The 22,726-nt window shown below is 34.9% G+C and carries 22 protein-coding genes and 1 other annotated feature; of the genes, 5 read left to right on the top strand and 17 right to left on the bottom strand.

Features of this window, described 5'->3' with window-relative positions:
• Window positions 1–10: 10 nt before the first annotated feature.
• From ychF to DS830_RS07725, 8 genes are all read right to left on the bottom strand, one after another.
• Window positions 11–1,111 (bottom strand): redox-regulated ATPase YchF, encoded by a 1,101-nt coding sequence (gene ychF / locus DS830_RS07760; protein ID WP_118900046.1) that lies wholly within the window; start codon window positions 1,109–1,111, stop codon window positions 11–13.
• Between the two features lie 11 nt (window positions 1,112–1,122).
• Window positions 1,123–1,374: a DUF951 domain-containing protein gene (locus DS830_RS07755; RefSeq protein WP_118900047.1), complete on the bottom strand. Its 252-nt coding sequence runs from the start codon at window positions 1,372–1,374 to the stop codon at window positions 1,123–1,125.
• A 13-nt stretch (window positions 1,375–1,387) separates the two neighbouring features.
• On the bottom strand, window positions 1,388–2,251 hold the full coding sequence (locus DS830_RS07750) for a ParB/RepB/Spo0J family partition protein (protein ID WP_118908899.1): 864 nt from the start codon (window positions 2,249–2,251) through the stop codon (window positions 1,388–1,390).
• Entirely contained in the window at window positions 2,244–3,008 is a 765-nt protein-coding gene (locus DS830_RS07745; RefSeq protein ID WP_118900051.1) for a ParA family protein, read from the bottom strand. Before DS830_RS07745 ends, DS830_RS07750 begins: the two co-directional genes overlap by 8 nt.
• Entirely contained in the window at window positions 3,001–3,834 is an 834-nt protein-coding gene (locus tag DS830_RS07740; RefSeq protein WP_118908898.1) for a ParB/RepB/Spo0J family partition protein, read from the bottom strand. Before DS830_RS07740 ends, DS830_RS07745 begins: the two co-directional genes overlap by 8 nt.
• 11 nt (window positions 3,835–3,845) lie before the next feature.
• Complete coding sequence (gene rsmG / locus DS830_RS07735) at window positions 3,846–4,562, bottom strand: 16S rRNA (guanine(527)-N(7))-methyltransferase RsmG (protein WP_118908897.1); 717 nt, start codon at window positions 4,560–4,562, stop codon at window positions 3,846–3,848.
• Between the two features lie 193 nt (window positions 4,563–4,755).
• Window positions 4,756–5,349 (bottom strand): stage II sporulation protein M, encoded by a 594-nt coding sequence (locus DS830_RS07730; protein ID WP_118908896.1) that lies wholly within the window; start codon window positions 5,347–5,349, stop codon window positions 4,756–4,758.
• Between the two features lie 12 nt (window positions 5,350–5,361).
• Complete coding sequence (locus tag DS830_RS07725) at window positions 5,362–7,332, bottom strand: cation:proton antiporter (protein ID WP_118900059.1); 1,971 nt, start codon at window positions 7,330–7,332, stop codon at window positions 5,362–5,364.
• A gap of 223 nt (window positions 7,333–7,555) precedes the next feature.
• On the opposite strand from DS830_RS07725, the gene DS830_RS07720 reads away from it, so the two are divergent.
• The 4 genes from DS830_RS07720 to DS830_RS07705 are packed head-to-tail and all read left to right on the top strand — an operon-like array spanning window position 7,556 to window position 9,110.
• Entirely contained in the window at window positions 7,556–7,969 is a 414-nt protein-coding gene (locus DS830_RS07720; RefSeq protein ID WP_118908895.1) for a chloride channel protein, read from the top strand.
• Window positions 7,941–8,384, top strand: a complete 444-nt coding sequence (locus DS830_RS07715) for a chloride channel protein (RefSeq protein WP_118908894.1) — start codon at window positions 7,941–7,943, stop codon at window positions 8,382–8,384. The genes DS830_RS07720 and DS830_RS07715 overlap by 29 nt, the downstream gene beginning before the upstream one ends.
• A 1-nt stretch (window position 8,385) precedes the next feature.
• Window positions 8,386–8,583 carry a TrkA C-terminal domain-containing protein gene (locus tag DS830_RS07710; RefSeq protein ID WP_118908893.1) on the top strand — a complete coding sequence of 66 codons (198 nt, stop codon included), beginning with the start codon at window positions 8,386–8,388 and terminating at the stop codon, window positions 8,581–8,583.
• Window positions 8,584–8,594: 11 nt separating this feature from the next.
• The gene (locus DS830_RS07705) at window positions 8,595–9,110 is read left to right on the top strand and encodes a GNAT family N-acetyltransferase (protein ID WP_118908892.1); all 516 of its coding nucleotides are present in this window, start codon (window positions 8,595–8,597) and stop codon (window positions 9,108–9,110) included.
• 71 nt (window positions 9,111–9,181) lie between these two features.
• On the opposite strand, the gene asnA is transcribed toward DS830_RS07705, so the two are convergent.
• The 3 genes from asnA to DS830_RS07690 all read right to left on the bottom strand — a co-directional run bounded on the left by asnA (window position 9,182) and on the right by DS830_RS07690 (window position 12,509).
• Window positions 9,182–10,189, bottom strand: a complete 1,008-nt coding sequence (gene asnA, locus DS830_RS07700) for an aspartate--ammonia ligase (RefSeq protein WP_118908891.1) — start codon at window positions 10,187–10,189, stop codon at window positions 9,182–9,184.
• Window positions 10,190–10,237: 48 nt separating this feature from the next.
• Window positions 10,238–10,481, bottom strand: a binding site (T-box leader).
• Between the two features lie 79 nt (window positions 10,482–10,560).
• The gene (pcp, locus tag DS830_RS07695; protein WP_118908890.1) at window positions 10,561–11,172 is read right to left on the bottom strand and encodes a pyroglutamyl-peptidase I; all 612 of its coding nucleotides are present in this window, start codon (window positions 11,170–11,172) and stop codon (window positions 10,561–10,563) included.
• Between the two features lie 11 nt (window positions 11,173–11,183).
• Window positions 11,184–12,509, bottom strand: a complete 1,326-nt coding sequence (locus DS830_RS07690; RefSeq protein WP_240366798.1) for a C1 family peptidase — start codon at window positions 12,507–12,509, stop codon at window positions 11,184–11,186.
• Window positions 12,510–12,593: 84 nt separating this feature from the next.
• Between DS830_RS07690 and DS830_RS07685 the strand changes: the two genes are divergently transcribed.
• A complete protein-coding gene (locus DS830_RS07685) occupies window positions 12,594–13,265 on the top strand; it encodes a type 1 glutamine amidotransferase (protein WP_162887575.1) in 672 nt (223 codons plus the stop codon).
• 457 nt (window positions 13,266–13,722) lie between these two features.
• Here DS830_RS07685 and tkt read toward each other — a convergent pair whose 3' ends face one another.
• The 6 genes from tkt to DS830_RS07655 all read right to left on the bottom strand — a co-directional run bounded on the left by tkt (window position 13,723) and on the right by DS830_RS07655 (window position 22,654).
• Entirely contained in the window at window positions 13,723–15,705 is a 1,983-nt protein-coding gene (gene tkt / locus DS830_RS07680) for a transketolase (protein WP_118908888.1), read from the bottom strand.
• Between the two features lie 19 nt (window positions 15,706–15,724).
• Window positions 15,725–16,999 (bottom strand): PTS ascorbate transporter subunit IIC, encoded by a 1,275-nt coding sequence (locus DS830_RS07675; RefSeq protein ID WP_205526781.1) that lies wholly within the window; start codon window positions 16,997–16,999, stop codon window positions 15,725–15,727.
• Window positions 17,000–17,023: 24 nt separating this feature from the next.
• Window positions 17,024–17,320 carry a PTS sugar transporter subunit IIB gene (locus DS830_RS07670; RefSeq protein ID WP_118908886.1) on the bottom strand — a complete coding sequence of 99 codons (297 nt, stop codon included), beginning with the start codon at window positions 17,318–17,320 and terminating at the stop codon, window positions 17,024–17,026.
• On the bottom strand, window positions 17,313–19,250 hold the full coding sequence (locus DS830_RS07665) for a BglG family transcription antiterminator (RefSeq protein WP_118908885.1): 1,938 nt from the start codon (window positions 19,248–19,250) through the stop codon (window positions 17,313–17,315). The genes DS830_RS07670 and DS830_RS07665 overlap by 8 nt, the downstream gene beginning before the upstream one ends.
• 256 nt (window positions 19,251–19,506) lie before the next feature.
• Entirely contained in the window at window positions 19,507–19,965 is a 459-nt protein-coding gene (tnpA, locus tag DS830_RS07660; RefSeq protein ID WP_118908884.1) for an IS200/IS605 family transposase, read from the bottom strand.
• Window positions 19,966–20,107: 142 nt separating this feature from the next.
• Window positions 20,108–22,654, bottom strand: coding sequence for a TIM-barrel domain-containing protein (locus DS830_RS07655; RefSeq protein ID WP_118908883.1), 2,547 nt, complete (start codon window positions 22,652–22,654; stop codon window positions 20,108–20,110).
• Between the last annotated feature and the right edge of the window lie 72 nt (window positions 22,655–22,726).

Raw genomic sequence — 22,726 nt, 5'->3', positions numbered from 1 at the left:
TTATCCTCCCTTAAACATTGAATCTAAATTCGATAATATCGCCGTCTTGCACTTCATATTCTTTGCCTTCTAAGCGTAATTTGCCAGCTTCACGAACAGCTTGCACGCTCCCATATTGGTCAAGATCAGCAAATGAGATAGTTTCCGCACGAATAAAACCCCGTTCAAAATCTGAATGAATAACTCCTGCGACTTGTGGAGCCTTCATTCCTTGATGGAAAGTCCAAGCTCGGGTTTCTGGACCACCAGCTGTGAAAAATGTTGCCAAGCCTAAAAGATGATAACTAGCTCTAATTAACCGATCTAAACCTGATTCTTCAACACCTTCAGCTTCTAAGAAATCTTGACGATCTTGGTCATCTAGTTCAGCAATTTCCTCTTCAGTCTTAGCAGAGATGCCAATCACTTCAGCGCCAGCTTGTTCAGCATATGCTTTCACCTGCTGGTAATACTCTGACTGTTCTGGATGCGCCATGTCATCTTCTGCAATGTTAGCTACATACAAAACTGGTTTAGAAGTCAACAAGAAGAGATTATGAACAATTTTTTGTTCTTCTTCATTAAAGTCAATTTCTCGCACTGCACCTCCTGCTTCTAATACAGGCTTAATCTTTTGTAAGACCGCTAGTTCTGCTTGTGCTTCTTTGTCTTTAGTCCGTGCTACTTTTTCCACGCGCGCATAACGTTTGTTGATGCTATCTAAATCGGCAATGCTTAATTCCAAATTAATCGTTTCAATATCATCAACTGGATCAATTTTGCCGTTGACATGAGTAATATTATCATCCGCAAAAGCACGAACAACATGGACAATAGCATCAACTTGACGGATATTTTCTAAAAACTTATTTCCTAAACCTTCGCCTTTGCTAGCACCCTTAACAATGCCGGCAATATCAGTAAATTCAAAAGTGGTATGCACAATCTTTTTGGCGGGGATCAACTCATCAATACGTTTCAGTCGAGGATCAGGAACCTCAACCATCCCAACATTAGGGTCAATAGTTGCAAATGGATAGTTTGCCATTTCGGCACCAGCCTTTGTAATGGCGTTAAATAAGGTTGATTTACCAACATTAGGTAAACCAACAATTCCTGCTGTTAATGACATAATCAAACTCCTTAATTTAATAGATTGGGTAACTGTAATTTTTGCGGATCAAGATAGAATTCCTCTTGATCTTGTTTTACTTCATGAGCTTGGGTAATAATTTTTTTGAAACGCTTATTAAAATAGGCCCGTTTCAACATTACTGCATGACCACAGCCTAAACAGCGCAACTTAATATCTGCACCGAGGCGCGTAATTTCCCAGCGATTTTGACCGCAAGCATGCGGTTTTTTCATCATGACAATATCTCCAAGATTATACATCCGCAGCCCTCCATTAATTTAACGAAATATTTAACAATTCTAAGATACGATTCAAATCTTTAGTTGAAGAAAAATCAATTTGGATTTTTCCCTTGCCTCCCTTAGTATCAACAACGCGAACACTGGTACCAAATTTATTAATTAGTTGTTCTTCTGTTTCTTTGATAAAAGGGGATTTTTTATTAGTATTTTTTTTGGATGTTTTCGGTTGTGGCTGTGCCACCATTTTTTCCAGTTGTCGCACCGTTAAGCCTTGATCAACTACCATTTGCGCTACTTGATCGATTTTATTAGGATCTTTAAATGTTAATAAAGTCCGAGCTTGCGCCATTGTTAATTTGGAATCTGTTAACAATTGTTTAGTTTTCGGAGGCAAAGTTAATAATCGTAAATAATTAGCAATATAAGGTCGACTTTTACCTAACTTTTCAGATATCTGTTCTTGGGTCAAATGTAATTTTTCAATTAAAGTCTGATACGCTTGCGCTTCTTCGATGGGATTCAAATCTTCGCGCTGCAAATTTTCTAAGACGCCAATTTCCATCATTTGACTTTCATCTAAGTCACGGACAATGGCAGGAATAGTTTTTCGTTGGGCAATTTTGCTGGCACGAAAACGCCGTTCACCAACTACAATTTGGTAGCCGTTGACACTTTTTCGTACAACAATTGGTTGAAAAACGCCGTTTTCTCTAATCGACTGTGCTAACTCATCTAAAGATGCTTCATCAAATTCTTTACGAGGCTGATAAGGATTCGGACGAATTTCATTTAAATTAATTTCTACTATATTTTCGGAATTGATTTCATCTGCTTCAAAATCAGAAAAGATAGCATCAATTCCGCGGCCTAAGCCGCCACGCTTTTTTTCAGTCATCGTTTTTCACTACCTCCTCAGCTAGTTGTAAGTAGGTTTCTGCTCCCCGCGATTTACGATCAAAATCAATGATGGGTAAGCCATAACTAGGAGCTTCAGCTAAGCGAGTATTGCGGGGAATAATGGTCTTGTAAACTCGATCGCCAAAGTAACTTTGAACTTCATTAACTACTTGTGTTCCTAAATTAGTTCGAGCATCAAACATGGTTAACAAAACACCTTCAATAGCTAAATTAGGATTAAAATGTTTTTGTACCAAACGAATAGTATTTAATAATTGACTTAATCCCTCCAAGGCATAGTATTCACTTTGAACAGGAATAATAATAGAATTGCTGGCAGTAAAAGCATTAATTGATAATTGGCCTAAAGAAGGTGGACAATCAATTAAAATATAATCGTAATTATCCTGAATAGTCATGATAGCCTCTTTCAAACGAGTTTCACGGGCCATCATGGATGTCAATTCCATTTCTGCCCCGGCTAATTGAATCGTAGCGGGCACAATATCCAGACCAGAACGTTCAGTTTTCATGATTGTTTTTTGCAACGGCAACTCATTAATAATTACATCATAAATATCTTGAGTAACATCAACTTTTTTAATTCCCAAACCACTAGTAGCGTTACCTTGAGGATCAATATCAATTACCAATACTTGTTTGCCTAGTTCTGATAAGCAAGCACCTAAATTGATTGTAGTGGTCGTTTTACCGACTCCGCCCTTTTGATTGGCTAAGGAAATGACTCTAGCCATGTTGATCCTCCTTTTTAACTGTAATAATCATTTTATATTCTTGATCTGTGTCCACTTCTTGATAAGTAAATTGAGCACCATTTTTTTGAGCTAGTTTAATGGAATCATGAAGAGTATTAATACTCAATTTGGAATTGTTTGAGGTTAAAGCTCTTACTTTTGTTTGCTTTTTGACTTGTGGATGGAGTGTTTTTTCAACTAAATCCTCAGTAGCTTTGACTGTGAGCTTCTTATTAATTATTTGTGGTAATAAGGCTTGTTGTTGTTCTAAATTCAAATTAAGCAAAGCCCGACCATGCCGTTGTGAAATTTGACCATTAGAAATTGCTTGTTGAACTTGTGGAGCTAATTTTAATAACCGCAATTTGTTAGCAACATAAGACTGACTTTTACCTAATTTACGAGCAAGATCTTTTTGCTGTAATTGTTCCATTTGTTCTAATTTGGCATATGCTTGTGCTTCTTCAATCGGATTTAAATCTTCCCTTTGTAAGTTTTCAATGAGAGCCAAAGCAGCACTTTCTTGGTTAGTGTATTCTCGAATAATTGCTGGAATACTAGTCCAATTCAAGCGTTGGATAGCTCGAAAACGCCGTTCTCCCGCGATGATTTCATACTTTTGTTCATCGTTTTGCCGTACAATAATCGGCTGCAACAAGCCATTAGCTTGAATTGATTGAGCTAATTCATTAATTTGCACTTCATTAAAATCATGTCGTGGCTGATAAGTATTAGGTATAATTTGTTCAACTGGCAATTCTTGAACTTGAATTTCATCATCCTCAGCTACTGGTTTACTATCCACAAATCTATCAAAAATTGACATAACTTTTCCTCCTAAAGGGGATTACGAGCTGGTATACCCGGCTTCCGTGGGAATTTAGCAGGTGTTGACTTAATCTTTTGAATCCAAATTAACTGACGTTCCCCCGCCGCCTGTGGTAATTCCAACTTTTCAACGCGCTCAATCTGCCCCCCCAATTTAAATAATGCAGACTTTGCTGCGGCCATTTCTGTTTCGGCTTGAGCACCCTTTAGAGCAATAAAATAACCGCCTTGCTTTACTACTGGCAAGCAAAGCTCCAATAAAACTGGCAAATTGGCAACTGCTCGAGCCACCACATAATCATATTGTTGACGATATTGTGCTTGTTGTCCAAACTCTTCGGCCCGCGCATGAACGAGTTGTACTTTAGATAATTGTAATTGATCCACTACCTGTTGCAAAAAATTCAAACGCTTATTCAAAGAATCAACTAAAGTTAAATGCAATTTGGGATTAGCAATTTTTAAAACTATGCCTGGAAAACCCGCTCCAGTTCCGATATCAGCCACTGAAACTGCTTGTGTCAATTGCTGATCATAAAACATTGGTGTCAAAGAATCATAAAAGTGTTTGACATAAACAGCGGATTCTTCAGTAATATTGGTTAAATTCATCACTTTATTAGTTTCAACCAATAATTGGAAATATTGCTGTAATTGAGCCATTTGTTGATCAGATAAATTAATGTTTTGGTGCGCTAAACTTAATTGTAATTCTTGTGGATTCATCTTAACTCCTTACGTGAAACAGTATAATGTTTCACAGTCAATCCTAACCTAAACTGGCACTTAACGCAATCATCTAACTAGTAATTATACATTTTTTTTAAATTTTTTTTGGTTAGAGTTTTTCAATATTTAATTATTTCAAAATTTTTCTATACAAAAAAACAGGGCAACAAGACCCTGTTTTTATCCAGATTTATGCCCATTGCAATAAAATAGGCGTAATAAAGCCTTCTATTAACGCCGCCAAAGCAATTAATGGCACTACTATTAATAAATATTGTAATAAGAGAGCTTTGACTGATATAGGCTGCTGCAACTGCCGACTAAATAAAAAATTTCGCCAACCACGATTTAATTGTGCTGCCAAAGCTACCACTAACAATAATGCAGACATTTCAAAAATTCCATGTGGTAATATTCCTAAAACAAAAGCTTTAACTGCCAACAGCCAGCCACTCTGCGCCCCTCTAACACCTAACACAAATCCTACAGATAAAGAAGTCATAATAAAGGTCAACCAATAAAAACCAGGTATAGGAATCAGTGCCAACAATAAAATGATTAGGGTCGCTTTTTCATTATTCAACAAAATCCCCCAAAACATTTGGGTGTTGTTGCCACTAGTAGGCAGAATTGATCGCAGCAATTTAATCATGTTATGAATCGCTGTGGGATAAACATGTGCGAGATAGCCAGTAATTCCAGCAAAAATAACAGTAATACTTATAAAAGCTAGCCAGCCCCATTTTAAATAGCGTTTTAAGAAATCTTGATTGTATTTCAGCATTTTTCTTCCTTATTAATCATCAGATGTCATATAAACAAATTGGTCAGTAGAAATTTTTTCATTAATTGCTTGGACCAAGTCTTCTGAAAGTTCTTGCTTTTGTGCTGCTTGTTGGACAAAAGAATATTCATATTGAAAAGCAGCAATTAATAATTCACTTTCATTGGCAGCATTATCAACCGGATTATTAATTCGCTGATGCCGCAATTCATAATAGTGTCTTAAAATTCGGATTTCCGCTTTATTATCAGGACGTTGCATCCGGCGTAAATACTTTATAACTGCATGATAACCCCAATTTTCCATCTTCCGCACATCAGTTTGATAGTTTTCTGATTCAGGTGTGGGATGTTTCTTAAATTGATAAGCTTTAATTAATAATTGACGTTGATTAAAAAACAAGAGCCGCAAAATGGTCCAAGCTAATTTGAAACGTGTCCATGGCTTTAACAAAATTTTCCGCAAATAAAATAATTGCTTAATTTCATAACGTTGCGCACTTTCCCAACTAATTTCACCATTGCGGGCGTAATCATTAATAATCGCCGCTTCTAAACTTTGGGTGCGTTGAAATAAATGCGAGATTTTTTTAGCACTGGCGTGCTCACGGTGGCCACGTTGAGTGTGTAATAAGTCAATCACTCGACTAAGAGTAAGATAGTCTTCATTATGATGCGCTTGTAATTCTTGAATCGCATAATCAACCATTTGGGTTACTACACGATTAAATTGCTTAATTGTAAAAGCCTTTTTTTGTGGGGGTAATAATTTAGGCAGTACTAAAGTAGGAACAATTAAGCTAATCACAATGATAGTTTCTGCAATAAAAATCAAATCGGTTCTAAATGGTAATATCTGATTATTAACTACTAGCGGCAGCGTAAAGGCCATAGCTAAAGTAATTGTTCCATGAACTCCACTAAAAGCAATGACCCAGCTGTTTTTTTGATGTTCGCGATCATTGGCAGCTGGAACTTTGACTAATCCAAATTGAGCCCACAAAAAACGTAACAAAGTCATTACTACATATAAACCTACTGCTAACACCATCAATACGATGAAGTGCTGACTGCCAAAATCGGCCAGGTCAATCATATTACGTGGTAATGTGACACCTAATAATACAAAGACAAATCCATTTAATAAACGAGATAAAATTTCCCAACTAGTAGTCAAAACAACTTGATTACCCGTAGATGTTAGTCGTAATTGTTTTTGATAAATACCATGAATAATACCTGCAGCCACTACCGCTAAAATACCGGACAAATGTAATTCTTCCGCTGCTAAATAAACTAAAAAGGGAGCTAAAATATTTACTGGTAAAATTACTGCTGCCACATTAAAAGAGTGCCGTTGAAAAAACAATTGCAGCAAGACTAATAAACTGCCTAAAATAATACCAATAATAACGCCACCGACAAATACAACCAAAAAGCGACCTACGCTGCCAAATAGCGAAAAATGGCCTGTACTAAAAGCTACTACCGCTAAATTCAAAGCTACGATACCAGAAGCATCGTTAAATAAAGATTCGTTTTCCAAAGTTTCCATCACTGGCTCTGGCACTTCAACCCCAGCTGTAATAGATGATACTGCTACTGCATCTGTAGGTGTCACAATGGCTGCTAAGCTTAAAGCTAAGGCCAAAGGCAATGCTGGCCACAACCAAGAAGTCAAGCCACCCGCTATTACAATTGTTACTAATGCTAAAACAATTGCTAGCGAGATAATGGCTTTCCAATTATGACGCAAACTCAAGTAAGAAGTATTTTTACCTTCATAAAACATTAATGGCGCTAAGATAATCAGAAAAAAAACTTCCGGTTCTAATTGAAAATGATTAAATTGTGGTAACCATGATAAAATAAAACCCGTACCAATTTGATAAAAGGCTAAAGGAATTCGTGGGTAAAACGAGTAGATAATATTAGCGCCTACCGTCGCTATAATTAATAATAAGATACTAAAAAATAACTCCATTAATGACCCCACTTTCAAAGTTTAAGTTAAACTAATTATAAATTAAATTTGCTATCTCGTCAGCTATCATGATACTTAGGAAAGAAATCGAGGCAATTATGCACAGTCGTTTACAAATTATACACTTACAATTTATTCTCAAATCTGTATGCGTCGGACTGGTAGTAGAAATTGCGGTTAGCTGTTTTAGCTGGTCGATTGAAAAATCTTATCTTTTTGGCAATTGCTCTATCAACAAGCTTCAACAAATCCTACGTTAATTTTAATTATTTTAATCGCTAATCTTGGTATTGGTCTCTTTATCGGATACCTGAGTCAATCGCAACCCCATATTATGGGATCTGGCATACCAGAAGTCGAAGGCCAAATCAACAATCAATTACAGCTTGCTTGGTGGCCAATTTTTTGGCGAAAATTTGTAGCCGGAACTTTGGCAATTGGTTCTGGATTAATTTTAGGTCGTGAAGGTCCCTCCATTCAGCTAGGTGCTACTTTAGGCCAGGGATTAGGCGAATATTTTGAAGATAATCTTCCTAATCAAAAAGTTATCTTTGCTGCAGGTGCGGCAGCTGGTCTCGCAGCAGCTTTCAATGCTCCATTAGCGGGAAATTTTTTGTTTAGGCTATTTTTATCCTGATTTACTAGGCGGGGGCAACAAGTTAATTTTACCCTTAGCAACGATTCATTGGCCAATTATCGGGATTATTGCTCTTTTTTTAATCCGGTTTATCGTTTCAATGATTGATTACGGCTCTGGTTTACCAGGAGGAATTTTTTTAACTATTTTATCTTTAAGAGCTATCTTAGGCCTATTATTTGTAAGTTGGCAATGGCTGCCAACTACCTATATCAGTAAGGCTCCGTTTACTGCAATTTTGTTAATTACCGAAATGGTCGGTTCACTTAATCATCTCATGCCCCTGGCTTTAACTGCTTTAAGTGCCTATGTGGTTGTAGATTTCTTGGGAGGTGCCCCTACTTATACTTCACTTTTAGAAAATATGCAACTTAAACGAACTTTAACCACATTTAGCGACAAATCAACTTTTTAGCTTGCCGATTTTTAATGATAGTTTGATTGCTAATCAACAAGTAAAAAATATTAAATGGACTGCACAAACTTTGCTAATTAATATTCAACGTGGTGAGCATCAACTAGTTCCCAATGGTGATACTATTATCCAAGTCGGTGATACCTTACAGGTTTCTACTAATCAAGCAGGTTATCAACAACTCCAACAATATCTCTAGGAGCAAAAACTATGACTTTAATTTATCTGCGAGCAACTCAAATGAAGGATTTGCAGACAGTTTTTACTATTATTAAACAGGCTCAAACCCTTTTAAAGAATGAACATATCGATCAATGGCAAGATGGACAACCATCTTTGGCACAGCTACAACAAGACATATTGCACCAGCAAAGTTATGTTTTAATAAGCAAGCAGCACATTTGTGGTACAGCAGTTTTATTACAACAGCCAGAACCTAACTATTCGCAACTGCAAACAGCTTGGCACAGTCAAACTGTCTATGCTACCATTCATCGTTTTGCAATAGCACAAACACACCAAGGGCAACATTTAGGTAATCAGTTACTCTCACATCTTATTACGTTAGGTTATCAACGAGGTTTTTGTAACTTCCGCATTGATACCCATCCTAATAATTTACGGATGCAACATCTCATCAACGAGGCAGGCTTTACTTATCGTGGAAGCATCTGTTTAAATAAAAATCCTAAAAAACCACGCTTAGCCTATGAATTGAATTTATAATTGTTATAAAAAAGGCAAAAATAAGTTTTTACCAAACTTACTTTTGCCTTTAGAAATTTACTTTGTAATAATTATAGAATTTGAATGCGATGTTGAGCACATTCGTCTAGCATTGCTTGAGGCCATGCACTTGCTTGTACTTCTCCAATATGAGCCTTTCCCAAAAGCAACATACAAATACGCGATTGACCAATTCCACCACCAATGGTATATGGTACTTCTTCATGCAAAATCATTTGATGATATGGTAATTGTAATCTATCTTCGGCATGGGCAGCTTTAAGTTGGGACTTTAGAGAAGCTGCATCTACCCGAATTCCCATACTAGAAACCTCCAAAGCACATTGCAGAGGCTCATACCAGAAAATAATATCACCATTCAACTGCCAATCATCATAATCAGGTGCTCGGCCGTCGTGGCGTTGACCGCTTTTCAATGGGCCCCCAATATTCATGAGAAATACAGCGCCCAATTCTTGACAGATAGCTTTTTCACGTTCCCATGGTGCTAATTTGGGATAGCGGTCTTCTAACTCTTGAGTAGTGACAAAATGAATCTCATCTGGCAAGTGATACACCGCATCGGGATATTTATACCAGACTTCATCTTCCATATGTTTAATTACTTTGAAGACTTGACGTACTGTAGCTTTTAAAGTAGCTTCATTACGTTCATCTTTAGTAATAACTTTCTCCCAGTCCCATTGATCAACATAACTAGAGTGCAAGTTGTCTAAATCTTCATCTTTGCGAATGGCATTCATATTAGTATACAAACCTTCGTGTAAACCAAAGCCATATTTTTGTAAAGCTACTCGTTTCCATTTTGCTAATGAGTGGACAATTTCTAAAGTTTGATCCGGTAAATCTTGCATAGTAAACGATACTGGTTGTTCCACACCATTCAAATTGTCATTTAATCCGGTAGAACGCTCCACAAACATTGGTGCAGATAAACGTGTTAGATTTAATTCTTGCCCAATTTCATCTTGAAAAGTCTCACGAATATAACGAATTGCCTCTTCTGTTTGCCGTACTGTCAATTTAGGATCATAATCCTTGGGAATAGTTAAATGCATTATCATTTCCTCCTTCAATTCAATAAAAAAAGTCCTTCATCCCTAACTTCAAGGGACGAAAGACTTCGCGGTACCACCCAAGTTGTTTATCAAAGATAAACCACCTCACTAGTGTACATACATACACTGCCGATAGTAACGCTCCGGTTGCGTCTTAGCTTACTGCGGTCAAGTTCAGCTAAGCAACTTCAAAAAGTGTTTTTCACATGATAGCTTTACTGGTTTGAGTTCTCACTATTCTCAATTCACTGTCAGTGCTCATCATCTTACTGGTCTTTTTGTTGGTTTTTATTTTTTATTGAAATTATCATATCACATCATTTTCATTTTGCAAGCATTATTCTAATAAATTTCTCATAATAATTAATTTGTTAATTATTAGCCTCTGTGATAGCCACCAAGGCTGCGGTTAATCCCCGAACACTATCGGCCAAGGATAAAGAGGGAGCATTGGGACGTTTTATAACCTGTGCTGGTAAAAATGGAATATGGATAAAGCCTGCTTTGATTTGAGGAAATTCATGTTCTCGTAAATATTGCATTTGATAAAAAATGTGATTACAAACATAGGTTCCAGCAGTATTGGAAATTTCTGCTGGCAATCCCGCTTGATGAATGGCGTCAACCATTGCCTGCAAAGGTAATTGGGTAAAATAGGCTGTCGGACCCGATTCTTGTATTGTTTGATTATGTGGCTGATAGCCTGCATTATCTGGTATCCGACCATCATCTAAATTAATTGCAACTCGTTCTGGCGTAATTGCAGCTCGACCACCTGCTTGTCCAATATTTATTACATAATCAGGTTGCTGCAGTTCAACTTCCTTTTTAACAACTGCCACACACTTGTTAAATTCAGTAGGAATTTCTAATTTTACAATGTGCGCATTATTGATAGATTCCGGCAACAATTTTACAGCTTCAATAGCTGGATTAATCGGTTCCTTGCCGAATGGATTAAATCCGGTAACTAAAATTTTCATAAATATTCCCTTTATCCAATAGCATCCCATGGTGGCAAGACAATTGGCTCTTGATTAAATTGTGCTCGTTCAGTATCCGTCAAATATTCTTTATTGATAATCACTTCATAAACATAATCCTTAAACCACTGATTACTCATGACAAAATAGCCTTTAGTGCCGATTTTGTCACCCCAAGAATTCTCGACTTTCCATTTCAAGGGCTGACCATTTTCATCTAAGTCTACCCCCGTCAAAACCATGGCGTGGGACATTTGTCCTTGGGCAAAATCCAATCGTTCGCCCTTATCCATATTTAAATCGATATTAAATAAGTGATTATAATCATACAGTTCGGAAGCTAGCAATCCTTTTTTGCGGTTTAATTGTTCTAAGACATCATTACCAAACCAGACAGTTTCACCAGCCTGCAATTGCTTAATAGCTAATTGTTGTAAACGTTCAATAGGTAAATTCAAATCCTTAGCCTGCTGTGCTCCCACCATATTGCCATTGCCTTCTAAACAGTATGTTTGTCCAAATTCTTTACTTGGCTGCGGTGCATTTAAAATTCCCACAAAATCGTCTAAAGGAAATGCACAATATTTTTGGGCAAACTCTTGGGGAGTAATCGAACGTTCCTGAATTAAATTGTGATTATCATTGCGTAATTCTAACTTAAATTGTTTTGGGGGTTGACCAAAGGCATAAACACAAATCCGATAAATATCAGCCATTTTGGTCTCTACTATTTTATCTAAATCTGTGTGATGAGAACCTTCATTCACCAGGTGTCGTAGTTCAATTGCATCTTTTCGCAGTTTGGTTTTTAAAATAGTGGAAAATTCATTAGTATGTTCAGAATTATAAGTTTCCGGCATTACATACTTAGGCACTACTCCATATTTCTTGATTAAATTAACTGCATAAGACCATTGACCACCATCATCATCTGGATTGGCCAGTAAGTGAGCCACTTTGCGGTCTTCAAGTGGCAAACTAGCTGTTGCTATTACTTGTTGGTAAAACCAATTAGCTTTTTCCAAACGATCATAAAAAGATAAATAGTTTTGTGACAATTCAAAATCCTTGGTTTGATATTCAGTTGCAAATTTAGTTCGCAGGGTCGTTAATGCTGCAAATAGCCAGCAGCGTCCGGACTGTTTTTGATTAGACACCGCGCCGGTTTTGACTTCAATAGAAAAAGTTGGATCCAATTGAGTTTCAACGGTTAAACTTTGGGCAACTTGATTTATACCATTATTTTGAACGGTATTAGCAAGCACTTCGTTGACTTTTTGACTATGAAATTGATGTTGGAATTTTTTTAATTGTTCTTCGTTGATTGCATGAGACACACAAATCACTCCTCTAGACTTTTATTATAAGTCAGTTTAAACTAGTAACAATAGATAGTAAACCATTATAATGAGGAAATTTTAATCATGACAACAATCAAAATTGCTTATCTTTATGAAGACTTAATGAATACCTATGGTGACTGTGGTGATGTTAAAATCATCAAATATCTCTTAAAACAACAAGGTTTAGACTGCACCGTTACCAATATCAGTTTAGGTGATAACTTTAATGCTTTTGATTTTGACTTTCTCTTTTTTGGTGGTGGTCAAGACTTTGAACAATCGGTGGTGGCAAATGATATTATCCGTCATCGCCAAACTATTCAAGATTTTATTGAAGCTGGTGGTCCCATGCTTTGCATCTGTGGTGGTTATCAATTCTTAGGCAGCTATTATCAAACTAGTGGTGGTCAAACTATCAAATGTTTGAACTTATTACCATTGCATACAGTTTTTAATCCTCAAAAAAGAATGATTGGTGATACGAAATACACAACTAAATATGGTGAAGTTACTGCATTTGAAAATCACAGTGGTCAAACTTTTTTTGATGATAAAAACAAATTACAACCCTTTGGAAAAATGATTAATGGCTATGGCAACAATCCTGATGATGGTGTTGAGGGCATGCAGTATAAGAATGTCATTGGCAGCTATTCTCATGGACCGTTGCTGAAAAATTTAAACGTCGCAAAAGCAATTACAAAAAATATCATCGCTTGGCATCAACAACAATCAACGGTATCAAATTAACAAAAATGGGAGATGGGACAAACCTTCACCCTAACGAAAAAAGCATTATGCCAAAGTCTAAAACTAATGGCATAATGCTTTTTTGCGATTTCTAGATGTTTGGGACAAATCATTTAACTCTCTCTGTTGCTGGCTAATATCAATTCACTTCATAGATTTTGAATTGCAGTTAAAAGCCATGGTAACTTAAAAATAGCCGCAAAATAAATTTTTACTTTGCGATTATTTTAAATGAGCGTTTTAGCAAAACATTTTATATATTATTGATGATAGATTGTTTAATCTTAACAAATTCTAAAAACTTTAATAAATATGATACTGATAAATCATCAATGGGCAATGACTATTAATTAATCACTTAATTGCTACTGCAATTAAAGTTACTTATTACCACCTCATTTATTTAATAATAAAAGTAATATTTAATAATGATTATAGTTGTAAAATAATTACATTATTATTTTAAGAAAGATTTCAAATATAAGCTAGCTGCATGTTCAGCATTAAAATCAATCATTTTTATAATATCTGCTGCTGGTGCAGATTCTCCAAATTTGTCATAGCCCATCCTAACACCATTGATTCCCACATATTGTTGCCATCCCATTGTGGCACCTAATTCAATAGACATTCTATTTTGTATCTCTGATGGTAAAATCGCATGCTTATATTCTAATGATTGTGAGTCAAAAATTTCCCATGATGGCATTGATACTACTCTAACGAACACCTTATTTTTTGATAAAATTGATTGTGCTTTTAAAGCTAATGATACTTCGGATCCACTAGCTATTATAATACCTTGAGGATGATTGTTAGAAGCTTCAGATATAATATAAGCACCCTTTTGAGCTTTGACAAAACTACTACTTGATAATTGTGGTACAGATTGACGATTTAAGACTATAACTGTAGGTGTTGTAGATGATTGTAATGCTATTTCCCATGCTGCTTTCACTTCTATATTATCAGCAGCCCTAAACACCGTAAGATTAGGCATTGCCCTTAATGACATTAATTGTTCAACAGGTTGATGTGTAGGTCCATCTTGACCAACATATAGACTATCATGTGTAAAGATAAAAATAGTAGGAACTTTCATAATAGCAGCTTGCCTGATGGCATTTCTCATATAATCGGAAAAAACTAAAAATGTACCTGCATATCCTTTTAGTCCTCCATGAAGTGTTAATCCATTGGCAATTGCTCCCATAGAAAACTCTCTAACTCCAAAATAGATATTAGGACCCTGATAACGATGTTTCGACATAAAAAATTCTTTTTTAATAGTTGTTTTATTTGACGAACCTAAATCACCACTACCACCAACTAAAATAGGATATTGAGAATAAATAGTATTTAAAATTTTTTCTGAAGCTGCTCTAGTTGCTTGATTACCAGTAAGTGTTATTTTGTCAATATCCGGTATTTCTACCCGCTTTTGTATAATGTCTTCTAATAAACGGCCTAATTCAGGATATTTTTGAATATATTTTTGCTTTAAATCAAACCATGATTGTTCTTCCTGTGATCCATTTTTTCCAACTGATTCAAACCATTTTTTCACTTCCTGTGGTATATAAAAAGGAGGCTGGTTTACAAAACCAAACTGTTTTTTCATATACTGCGCTTCAACATCTGATACAGGATCACTATGAATAGAACTAGTACCTTGTAAAGTAGAACCAAATCCAATAATTGTATTTACTTTAATTAAAGTAGGCTTATCTGAACATTGTTGAGCTTGAGAAATTGCTGAACTTATTTGTTGACAATTATTACCATCTAAAACTTCTATTGTATTCCAACCCATTGATTGAAACTTTTGTAATTCATCCTCAGTATTAGAAGAACTCAAATCAGCATCCGAAGTTACTTTATTAGAATCCCACAAAACAATTAATTTATTAAGTCCCAAATTACCAGCAATAGAGGCTGCTTCTTGACAAACTCCTTCTTCTAAATCACCGTCTCCAGAAATTACATAAGTATAGTGATTAATAATAGGAAAATCAGGTTTATTAAAACGATCTGCTAAGTGAGCTTGAGCGATGGCCATTCCTACTCCCATAGCAAATCCTTGACCTAGAGGTCCTGTACTGGCATCAACACCTATAGTCTTACCATATTCTGGATGTCCTGGAGTTAAACTATGCAGTTGTCGAAACTGTTTTATATCATCAACTGTTAAAGGAAAGCCAGATAAATTTAATAAAGCGTATAATAGCATAGAACCATGTCCAGCACTGAGAATAAATCTGTCACGATCAAACCAATTAGCATCTTTAGGATTTACTTTTAAATGATACCTCCATAATGTATATCCCATGGCAGCAGCACCTAAGGGCATACCTAAATGTCCATGTTGAGCTTTTTGTACTGCATCTAAAGTTAAATTCCTAATTGTATTTATCGATAATTCGTCTAATTTTGTATTCATTTTTTAACTCCAATCATAATTAAAAGATACTTTGAAATAATTGACCAACATATTTAATAATTAAAGCAACAGCATTGAAATCTGTTTCTGGAAAGGCGGTCCCTTTTAATCCAATTGAAGATAAAACTGGATAAACTAAAGAAGGACCCACAGCAATTAAAATACCTACAACAAAGGATCCAATAATACATCCTTTCCAGCCACCAGTAGCATTACCAAATACACCTGCAGTAGCACCAATAAAAAAGTAAGGAACAGCAACTGGTATAATAACTGGCATATGAAAAGCTGCAAATACAAACATCATTAATAAGCCTGCTGCATAAGCAGAAATGAAACCAATAACAGTTGCTGTAGGAGCATACGGAAATACAACAGGAACATCAAGAGCTGGTTTAGCATTAGGAATAATTTTTTCTGAAATACCTACAAATGCATTAACAATCTCGCCTAATAAAAGACGAACTCCAGTAATAATTACATATAAAGATGCTGAAAACTGTAAACCTTGAAGCAATGGGTATATAAGCCAATTAACACCATGAGAAAGATGTTCTACTTGAGATTGTCCAGCAAAAAAAGCTGCTATATAATAAAATATAACCATTGTAATAGACACACCAATAACATAATCTTTAAAAATACTTAACCAGCCAGGTAGCTTCATCTTTTCAGTACTTTTTTCTGAGTCGCCAAATTTTTTTCCTAGCCAGCTAGACAGTGCGTATCCTAATGAAACGTAGTGCCCTAAAGCAATATCATCGCCACCAGTGACTTTACGCATCCCTGGTTGCGCAATTGCAGGCATAGCTGCTGACATAAATCCAACAATTAAACCACCAATAATAATAATATAAGTGTTACTTAAGCCAACTGATTTAAGCATGATAGTACATAAAGCTGATAAATATAAACTATGTTGTCCTGTTAAAAAGATATATTTCATAGGAGTTAGACGAGCAACAACTAAATTAATGACAAAACCTAAAGTCATAACTAAAGCAACTACTGTACCAAATCGTTGTTGAGCTAATGCGGTAACAGCTTCTGCTAAAGGCAATACACCTTGTAAGTGAAACCCTTTAGCAAATAAGGCTTGAAAATCATTTAATGCTGTTGTTGCTGCTGCGCTACCAATGCTAAAAACCAAAAATCCAACAATAGTTTTAATAGTTCCATTAATTACTTTTGTAGGCGTTTCCTTTTGGACTACTAAACCAACAAAAGAAATTAAGCCAATCATAATAGAAGCGGTACTAAGCAAATCTACGATAAACGCTAAAATACCATTCAAAATAGTTCAACTCCTTTTAGGATTCTAAGAATTATCATTTTGATCGTTTAAAAACTTTTGTAACTTCTCTTTAATCTCTGCTTTATCAGTCAAATCTTTAATACCAATAATATTACGTACTTCCCCCTTAACATCTGGCACAAGATCTTCCATTGTTATTAATAAATCTGGATTAATCCCTTTAGCTGCATCAATAACATCATGGGCTACATCAAATGGAAATTTGTTTTCACGCACAACTTGATTTACTTTAATTTTCAACATCATAGAAGAACCCATTCCTGTTCTACATGCAATCAAAGCTGAATATATTTTACTCATTTTCGTTATACCTCATTTCAAATTCCTGAATAAGTTTATAGACATCACTAGGATTATTCTCTTTTTCTAATTTTTTTAAAAAAATACGATTACTTATAAAATTAACCAATTCTGACATGGCCTTTAAATGTGATTTATTATCAATTGCACATAAAGAAAAAACAAATTTCACAGGATCATTATTATAATTTCCAAAATTAATTGGCGTATTTAAAGTTGTAATTGTTATACCAATTTTTTTTGCCCCTAATTCTGGGCGAGCATGTGGCAAGGCTACCCCTTTGCTAATAACAATATAAGGACCAGATTCTTCAGAAGCTTTAATCATTCCCTCAACATACTCTTTAGTAGCATAACCTTCTCTTACTAAGGAAGCGGAACTTTTTCTAATAGCATCTTTCCAATCTGTAGCTTTAATATTTAAGTTAATTAATGATTCATTAGTAATGTCGCTTAACATTTTTTCACTTCCTAAAATGCGACTAATCATGTCGTTAATTCTTTTTTTATCTTGTTGAGTCAGTAAAGCTCCAACTATTACTATAGGTATTCCTAAATTTTCATTTAACGGAATTGTAGAAATAATTAAATCAATAGGCGAATACTTTATCAATTGCCTTTTTATATCAGCACTTGCTGCATCACCAACAACAATAATATTATTAAAACATGCTTGAATTTTTGTTTTAATTAATTGTGCTGTTGCTATTCCAGTTGTACACACAACTAAAGCACGAATATATTGCCTATTTTGTTCTAAATAACGAGCAAAATATAATGTAATAAATCCATTTTCTGCATCCGAAATTTTTGGTAGTTTGTATTTTTTACTTAATTGACGAGAAGTCTCAACAATAATATTAAAAAGTGGTAAATATTCTCGTTTAATATCTTGTAATAAAATATTATGAATATTGATACTATTATAAAGACGATTAATCATAGGTCTAATATGATTAGATAAATCTTTTTTAAATTCATTATCTACCGTATGCAAATCTAAACTATTTATTACATTCTTAATATAAAAATTGGTGACTCTTTTTACCAAATCATATTTAAAACCATAATCTTCAATTTTATCCATAATATCTAAATGGGAAGATAAAAGATATTGCAAAAGAAAATAAATTTCATTATTAGGTAATCTGGCTTTTAAAAAAGTTTCAACATGTTCAATTACTTGTTTTGCTAAAACATAAGCAGTTTTGTTATTTTTTATAATATTTATATCTTCTTGAGTTAAATTATTTAAACTTGGATGTTTAATTGAATCACTGTTATAACGCATAATTAATATATATAAATGTGATAATATGTTAACATTATAAGGATAAGGAACTTCTTCTTTTAATTTTTTATTTATAAATTCTAGTTCTTTAACGCAAAATCTAATTGTGTTAAAATCTATTCCATTTTTAGTATATAGATAAGAAGTATTTTGCTTAATAAGAATATCTTGTAATGCCTTTCTAATATTAATTTCTTTACCAATAATTTTTATTCGATAATTTCTTCTTGAGAGCGAAAGAGAATAAGATTTTAGTATCGACTTTATTACTTTTAAATCATGATTAATAACAGTATCGCTCAAATAAAATTGTCCAAAAAGTGACCTTAATTTCACTGAATGCGGCGAAACCATTAATAGTTTCAATAAAATTTCTTTTCTACGATCATCAGCTGTATATTTTTTAGAAAATTTATGAATTTTAACCTCCTTTAAATAGTTATAATAGTTAATTCTAAACCCCCTTCCTTTTTTGCTATCTATCAATTTGTTAGAGGAGTATGTAGAATTTAGATGTTTAATTGTACGATAAACTGTTTTGGTAGATAATAATAATTGATTAGCAATTTCTTTAGCTGTTACATAGGAATTACTATTTATCAAAAAATCAATAATTTCTTTTTCGTTGTGAGCTAACATCTTTCTACGCCCCCTTACATGCTCTAATTATAGATTTAATATTAGTAAGCGCTATCAATAATCTGTCCACTGCATTAGCCACCTAATATGAATCATAATATATAACTACTTATAATATTAAAAATTAATTCTTACTGGAGTATATAAGTAACTATCCACCAACGTAGTGAAGTGCCTCATAATTGTTAGACAAATAGCCCCTTGAAGGGGCCCAACAAAAGCCTACCAACCGCGACTATTCTAATTGTTTTTAGATTTAATGTTTCTTAAAGGGATCTAGATATTCTCTTTTACTAATCGTATCTTGTAAGCGGTCTTCTGCTTCCTGTTCTCGAATATATTTTTCAATCGTTTTTTGATTTAACCCGACGGTACTGGCATAATATCCTCTAGCCCAAAAACTGCGATTGCCATATTTATATTTCAGATTCGCATGCCGCTCATGGATAATGACAGCACTTCTGCCTTTTAGATATCCCATAAAACTGGCAACACTGATTTTTGGAGGAATCTTAACCAGCATATGAATATGGTCTGGCATTGCATGAGCTTCAATGATTTCTACTTCTTTAAGTTCGCATAAGCGTCGCAAAATGTGACCGATATCTTGTCTCAATTTCCCATAAATTACTTTCCTTCGGTATTTAGGTGTAAATACGATATGATATTTACAATTCCAGCGTGTATGTGCTAAGCTATTATCGTCTTTAGACAATGCAAAAACTTCCTTTCGGATAGCTTTGGTTGGTAGCCGAAACTATTATACCGAAAGGAAGTTTTTCTCGCTAAAGCTCTTCTAACTCCCCACAAGTAAAACTTGTGATTTATTTAACATACTAATTAATTTATCATTCATACTACTCATCTATTTCAATTTTTAATTCTTGTTTTGTCACATCATGCATTGGAATTTTAATGGTGAGCCAACTACCATTAGTCACATGTTTTAATCCTTCTATTTGAGAAAGAAATGGCAATGGATGCTGTACTTGAAATTCATACGCTGTTACCGCCAGCTTTTGCCCATTGACTAACACTTGTTGTGGTGAATGATCAGTTTTTACCTTAATAATTGTTTGCTTTTGAGATTCAAATCCTTGATAGTCTCCTTCTGTCATACCAACTTCAACTATAATTTTATGCAAATCTTGCTTGCATTTAACCAAGGTTTGGACACTTTTACCTTGTAAGTAAGCTTCACTAACACCATCATCATCATAAATTAGCGTTGTTGTTTCTCGATTAGCCGGATAGATACTAATCATTTGTGTCTGTGTATCAATTTCTGTGGGATTATTATTGGGATTGTTTTCTGGAATAATAGCACCCTTCTTAATAAAAACTGGTGTTTTCCAAAGTGGCACAACAAAATTATTTAATACTTGATGACCTCGATATTCTTCTCCAGTAAAATAATCAATCCAAACATCATTTTTCCCTGGCAAATAGATGCCATCGCGAAAATCTTGACCTTGCGCATCCATTTTCGCATCTTGATAAATAGGAGCTACTAAAATATGCTCTCCAACTAAAAATTCGTGATCTAAATCTGGCGTTTTTGTTAATTGTAAATTCCTATCATAGACCACCGGAGCCAACAAAGGCTGGCCATGAAAAGTATTTTGATAAGCTGCTGAGTAAAAATAAGGTAGTAATTGACTTTTAAGTTTTAAATAAAATCGATTAATAGCAGTATAAGGCTGACCAAAAGTAAAAGGAGTTTTGTTTTCTGAACCCCAACCATCCATATTTAATTGAAGTGGGGTAAAAGACTTCCATTGCAAATCACGAGTTTGAATAATCGGCTTGCCGCCACCGTAAATCCCATCAATATCACCACCAACATTCGCTAAACCAGATAACGAACTACTCAGATACGTAGGTATTTGATAACCAATATTTTCCCAAGTGCCACCAGCTTGATCTCCAGTCCAAACTGCTGCATATTTTTGCGTGCCCGCCCAACCGTCAACAGTTACTGCAAAGGGACGTTGATTATGGCCATATTTTCTCATATAAAAGCTAGCATCGTGGAGCGCTCCAATTCCTGCTTGATAGCCGTCACCAACCCATGCTACGTCAGTTTTAATTGCTGCAACTTGAGCTTGAGCAACTTCTTGGGGAAAGTCTCTTTCATCTGCGCGCGGATGTGCCGGATTTTGTGGTAGTAAATTTTCTTGTGTCCATAATCCAGTTTTTATACCATGACTAGCGGCATACTGTGAAAATTCTGCTAAATTAGCAATATTTTGCTTTAAGTCAGCAGTTTGACCATAGCCAGCACCGTAGCCATCATTGGGCAAAAACCAGCCTAATGGCATATCAGCTTGTTGATAGCGATCAATAATTTGGCGAGCAGAAAATTGATAATTATTTTGTTCACCATTTAATGATTCTCTTACTGCCTGCAGGTTATTAGATTTGTCTTTTTCAAAAGTCACGTCCCCATTACCCTGAACTGCGGGTACAAACTGTTGGTTATTTAAAGTTATTTTACCCGGACGTTGCACATTAAAACTCTTGGGATTAATTGGTTGGTACTCTTTATAATATTTACCATCTTCAAATAAACGAGCTCCTGCAGAATCGGCAGTGACTTGAATCCAAGTATCGCGATTATAAGCATTTAAATGTGCTGGATACCAGGCAAACTTCGGTAACAATAAGGGTTTACCTGTTAATTTAAAATAAGCCTGTAAAATTTTCTCAGGTTTAAAACCAATTAAATAGTAATTATCAGCTTTATAATCTTGAAAATTAAAGTTAATTTGTTGCGGATTTTGACAATCATAATTGCCTTGTCCATACGTATTGTTGACAATACCAAAACCACTGTTAGACCAAATAAACGGTGCTGGTGAGGTTACTCCCCGATCTAGCCAATCATTCGTATTTTCAATTTTAATTATCTTACCTGTATGATCATAATGACCATTTTGCATCCCGCCACCAAAATAGCGGGCTGTTGGATTAATATTTTTGAGTGTAGTGGACACTCGGCCATTTTTAAAAACGGGCAACACTTGAGTGAACAATGGCTTTTCTGCGTGACGTTCATAACAACTAATCTGCCCATTATAAGTGTCAATTTTTAAAATGATTTGCGCTGTTTGTAATAAGTAATAGTTCTTTTTAACCGATATTGTAAAGGGTATTAAGGTAGTCTTTTCTACAAAAGGCAATGCGCGTTTTTTATTTATTTTACCAGTAGCAATAGTTGGATCTCCACCAGTATTGACTTGTTGAGATTTCATAGTTGTTGGTTGTGATTTGGGATAGCTACCTTGATAGCCAACAATATGCACAATATTTGCAGCTGTAAAAGTAATGCGTTCCTGCACACCATTGGCCAATTTAATAGTAAATGAGTGCTGCAAATTTTTTTGATTATTTAATTTTTTCATTTATTTGTGTAGTACAGACCAAACGTGATTTGATCTCTGTACTTGCCCCCCTTAATATCTAAATTAAAATAC

The organism is Bombilactobacillus bombi (assembly GCF_003522965.1).
Lineage (GTDB): Bacteria > Bacillota > Bacilli > Lactobacillales > Lactobacillaceae > Bombilactobacillus > Bombilactobacillus bombi.
Note: the sequence above shows the minus strand (reverse complement) of the source record. Positions and strands in the feature narration are given on the sequence as shown.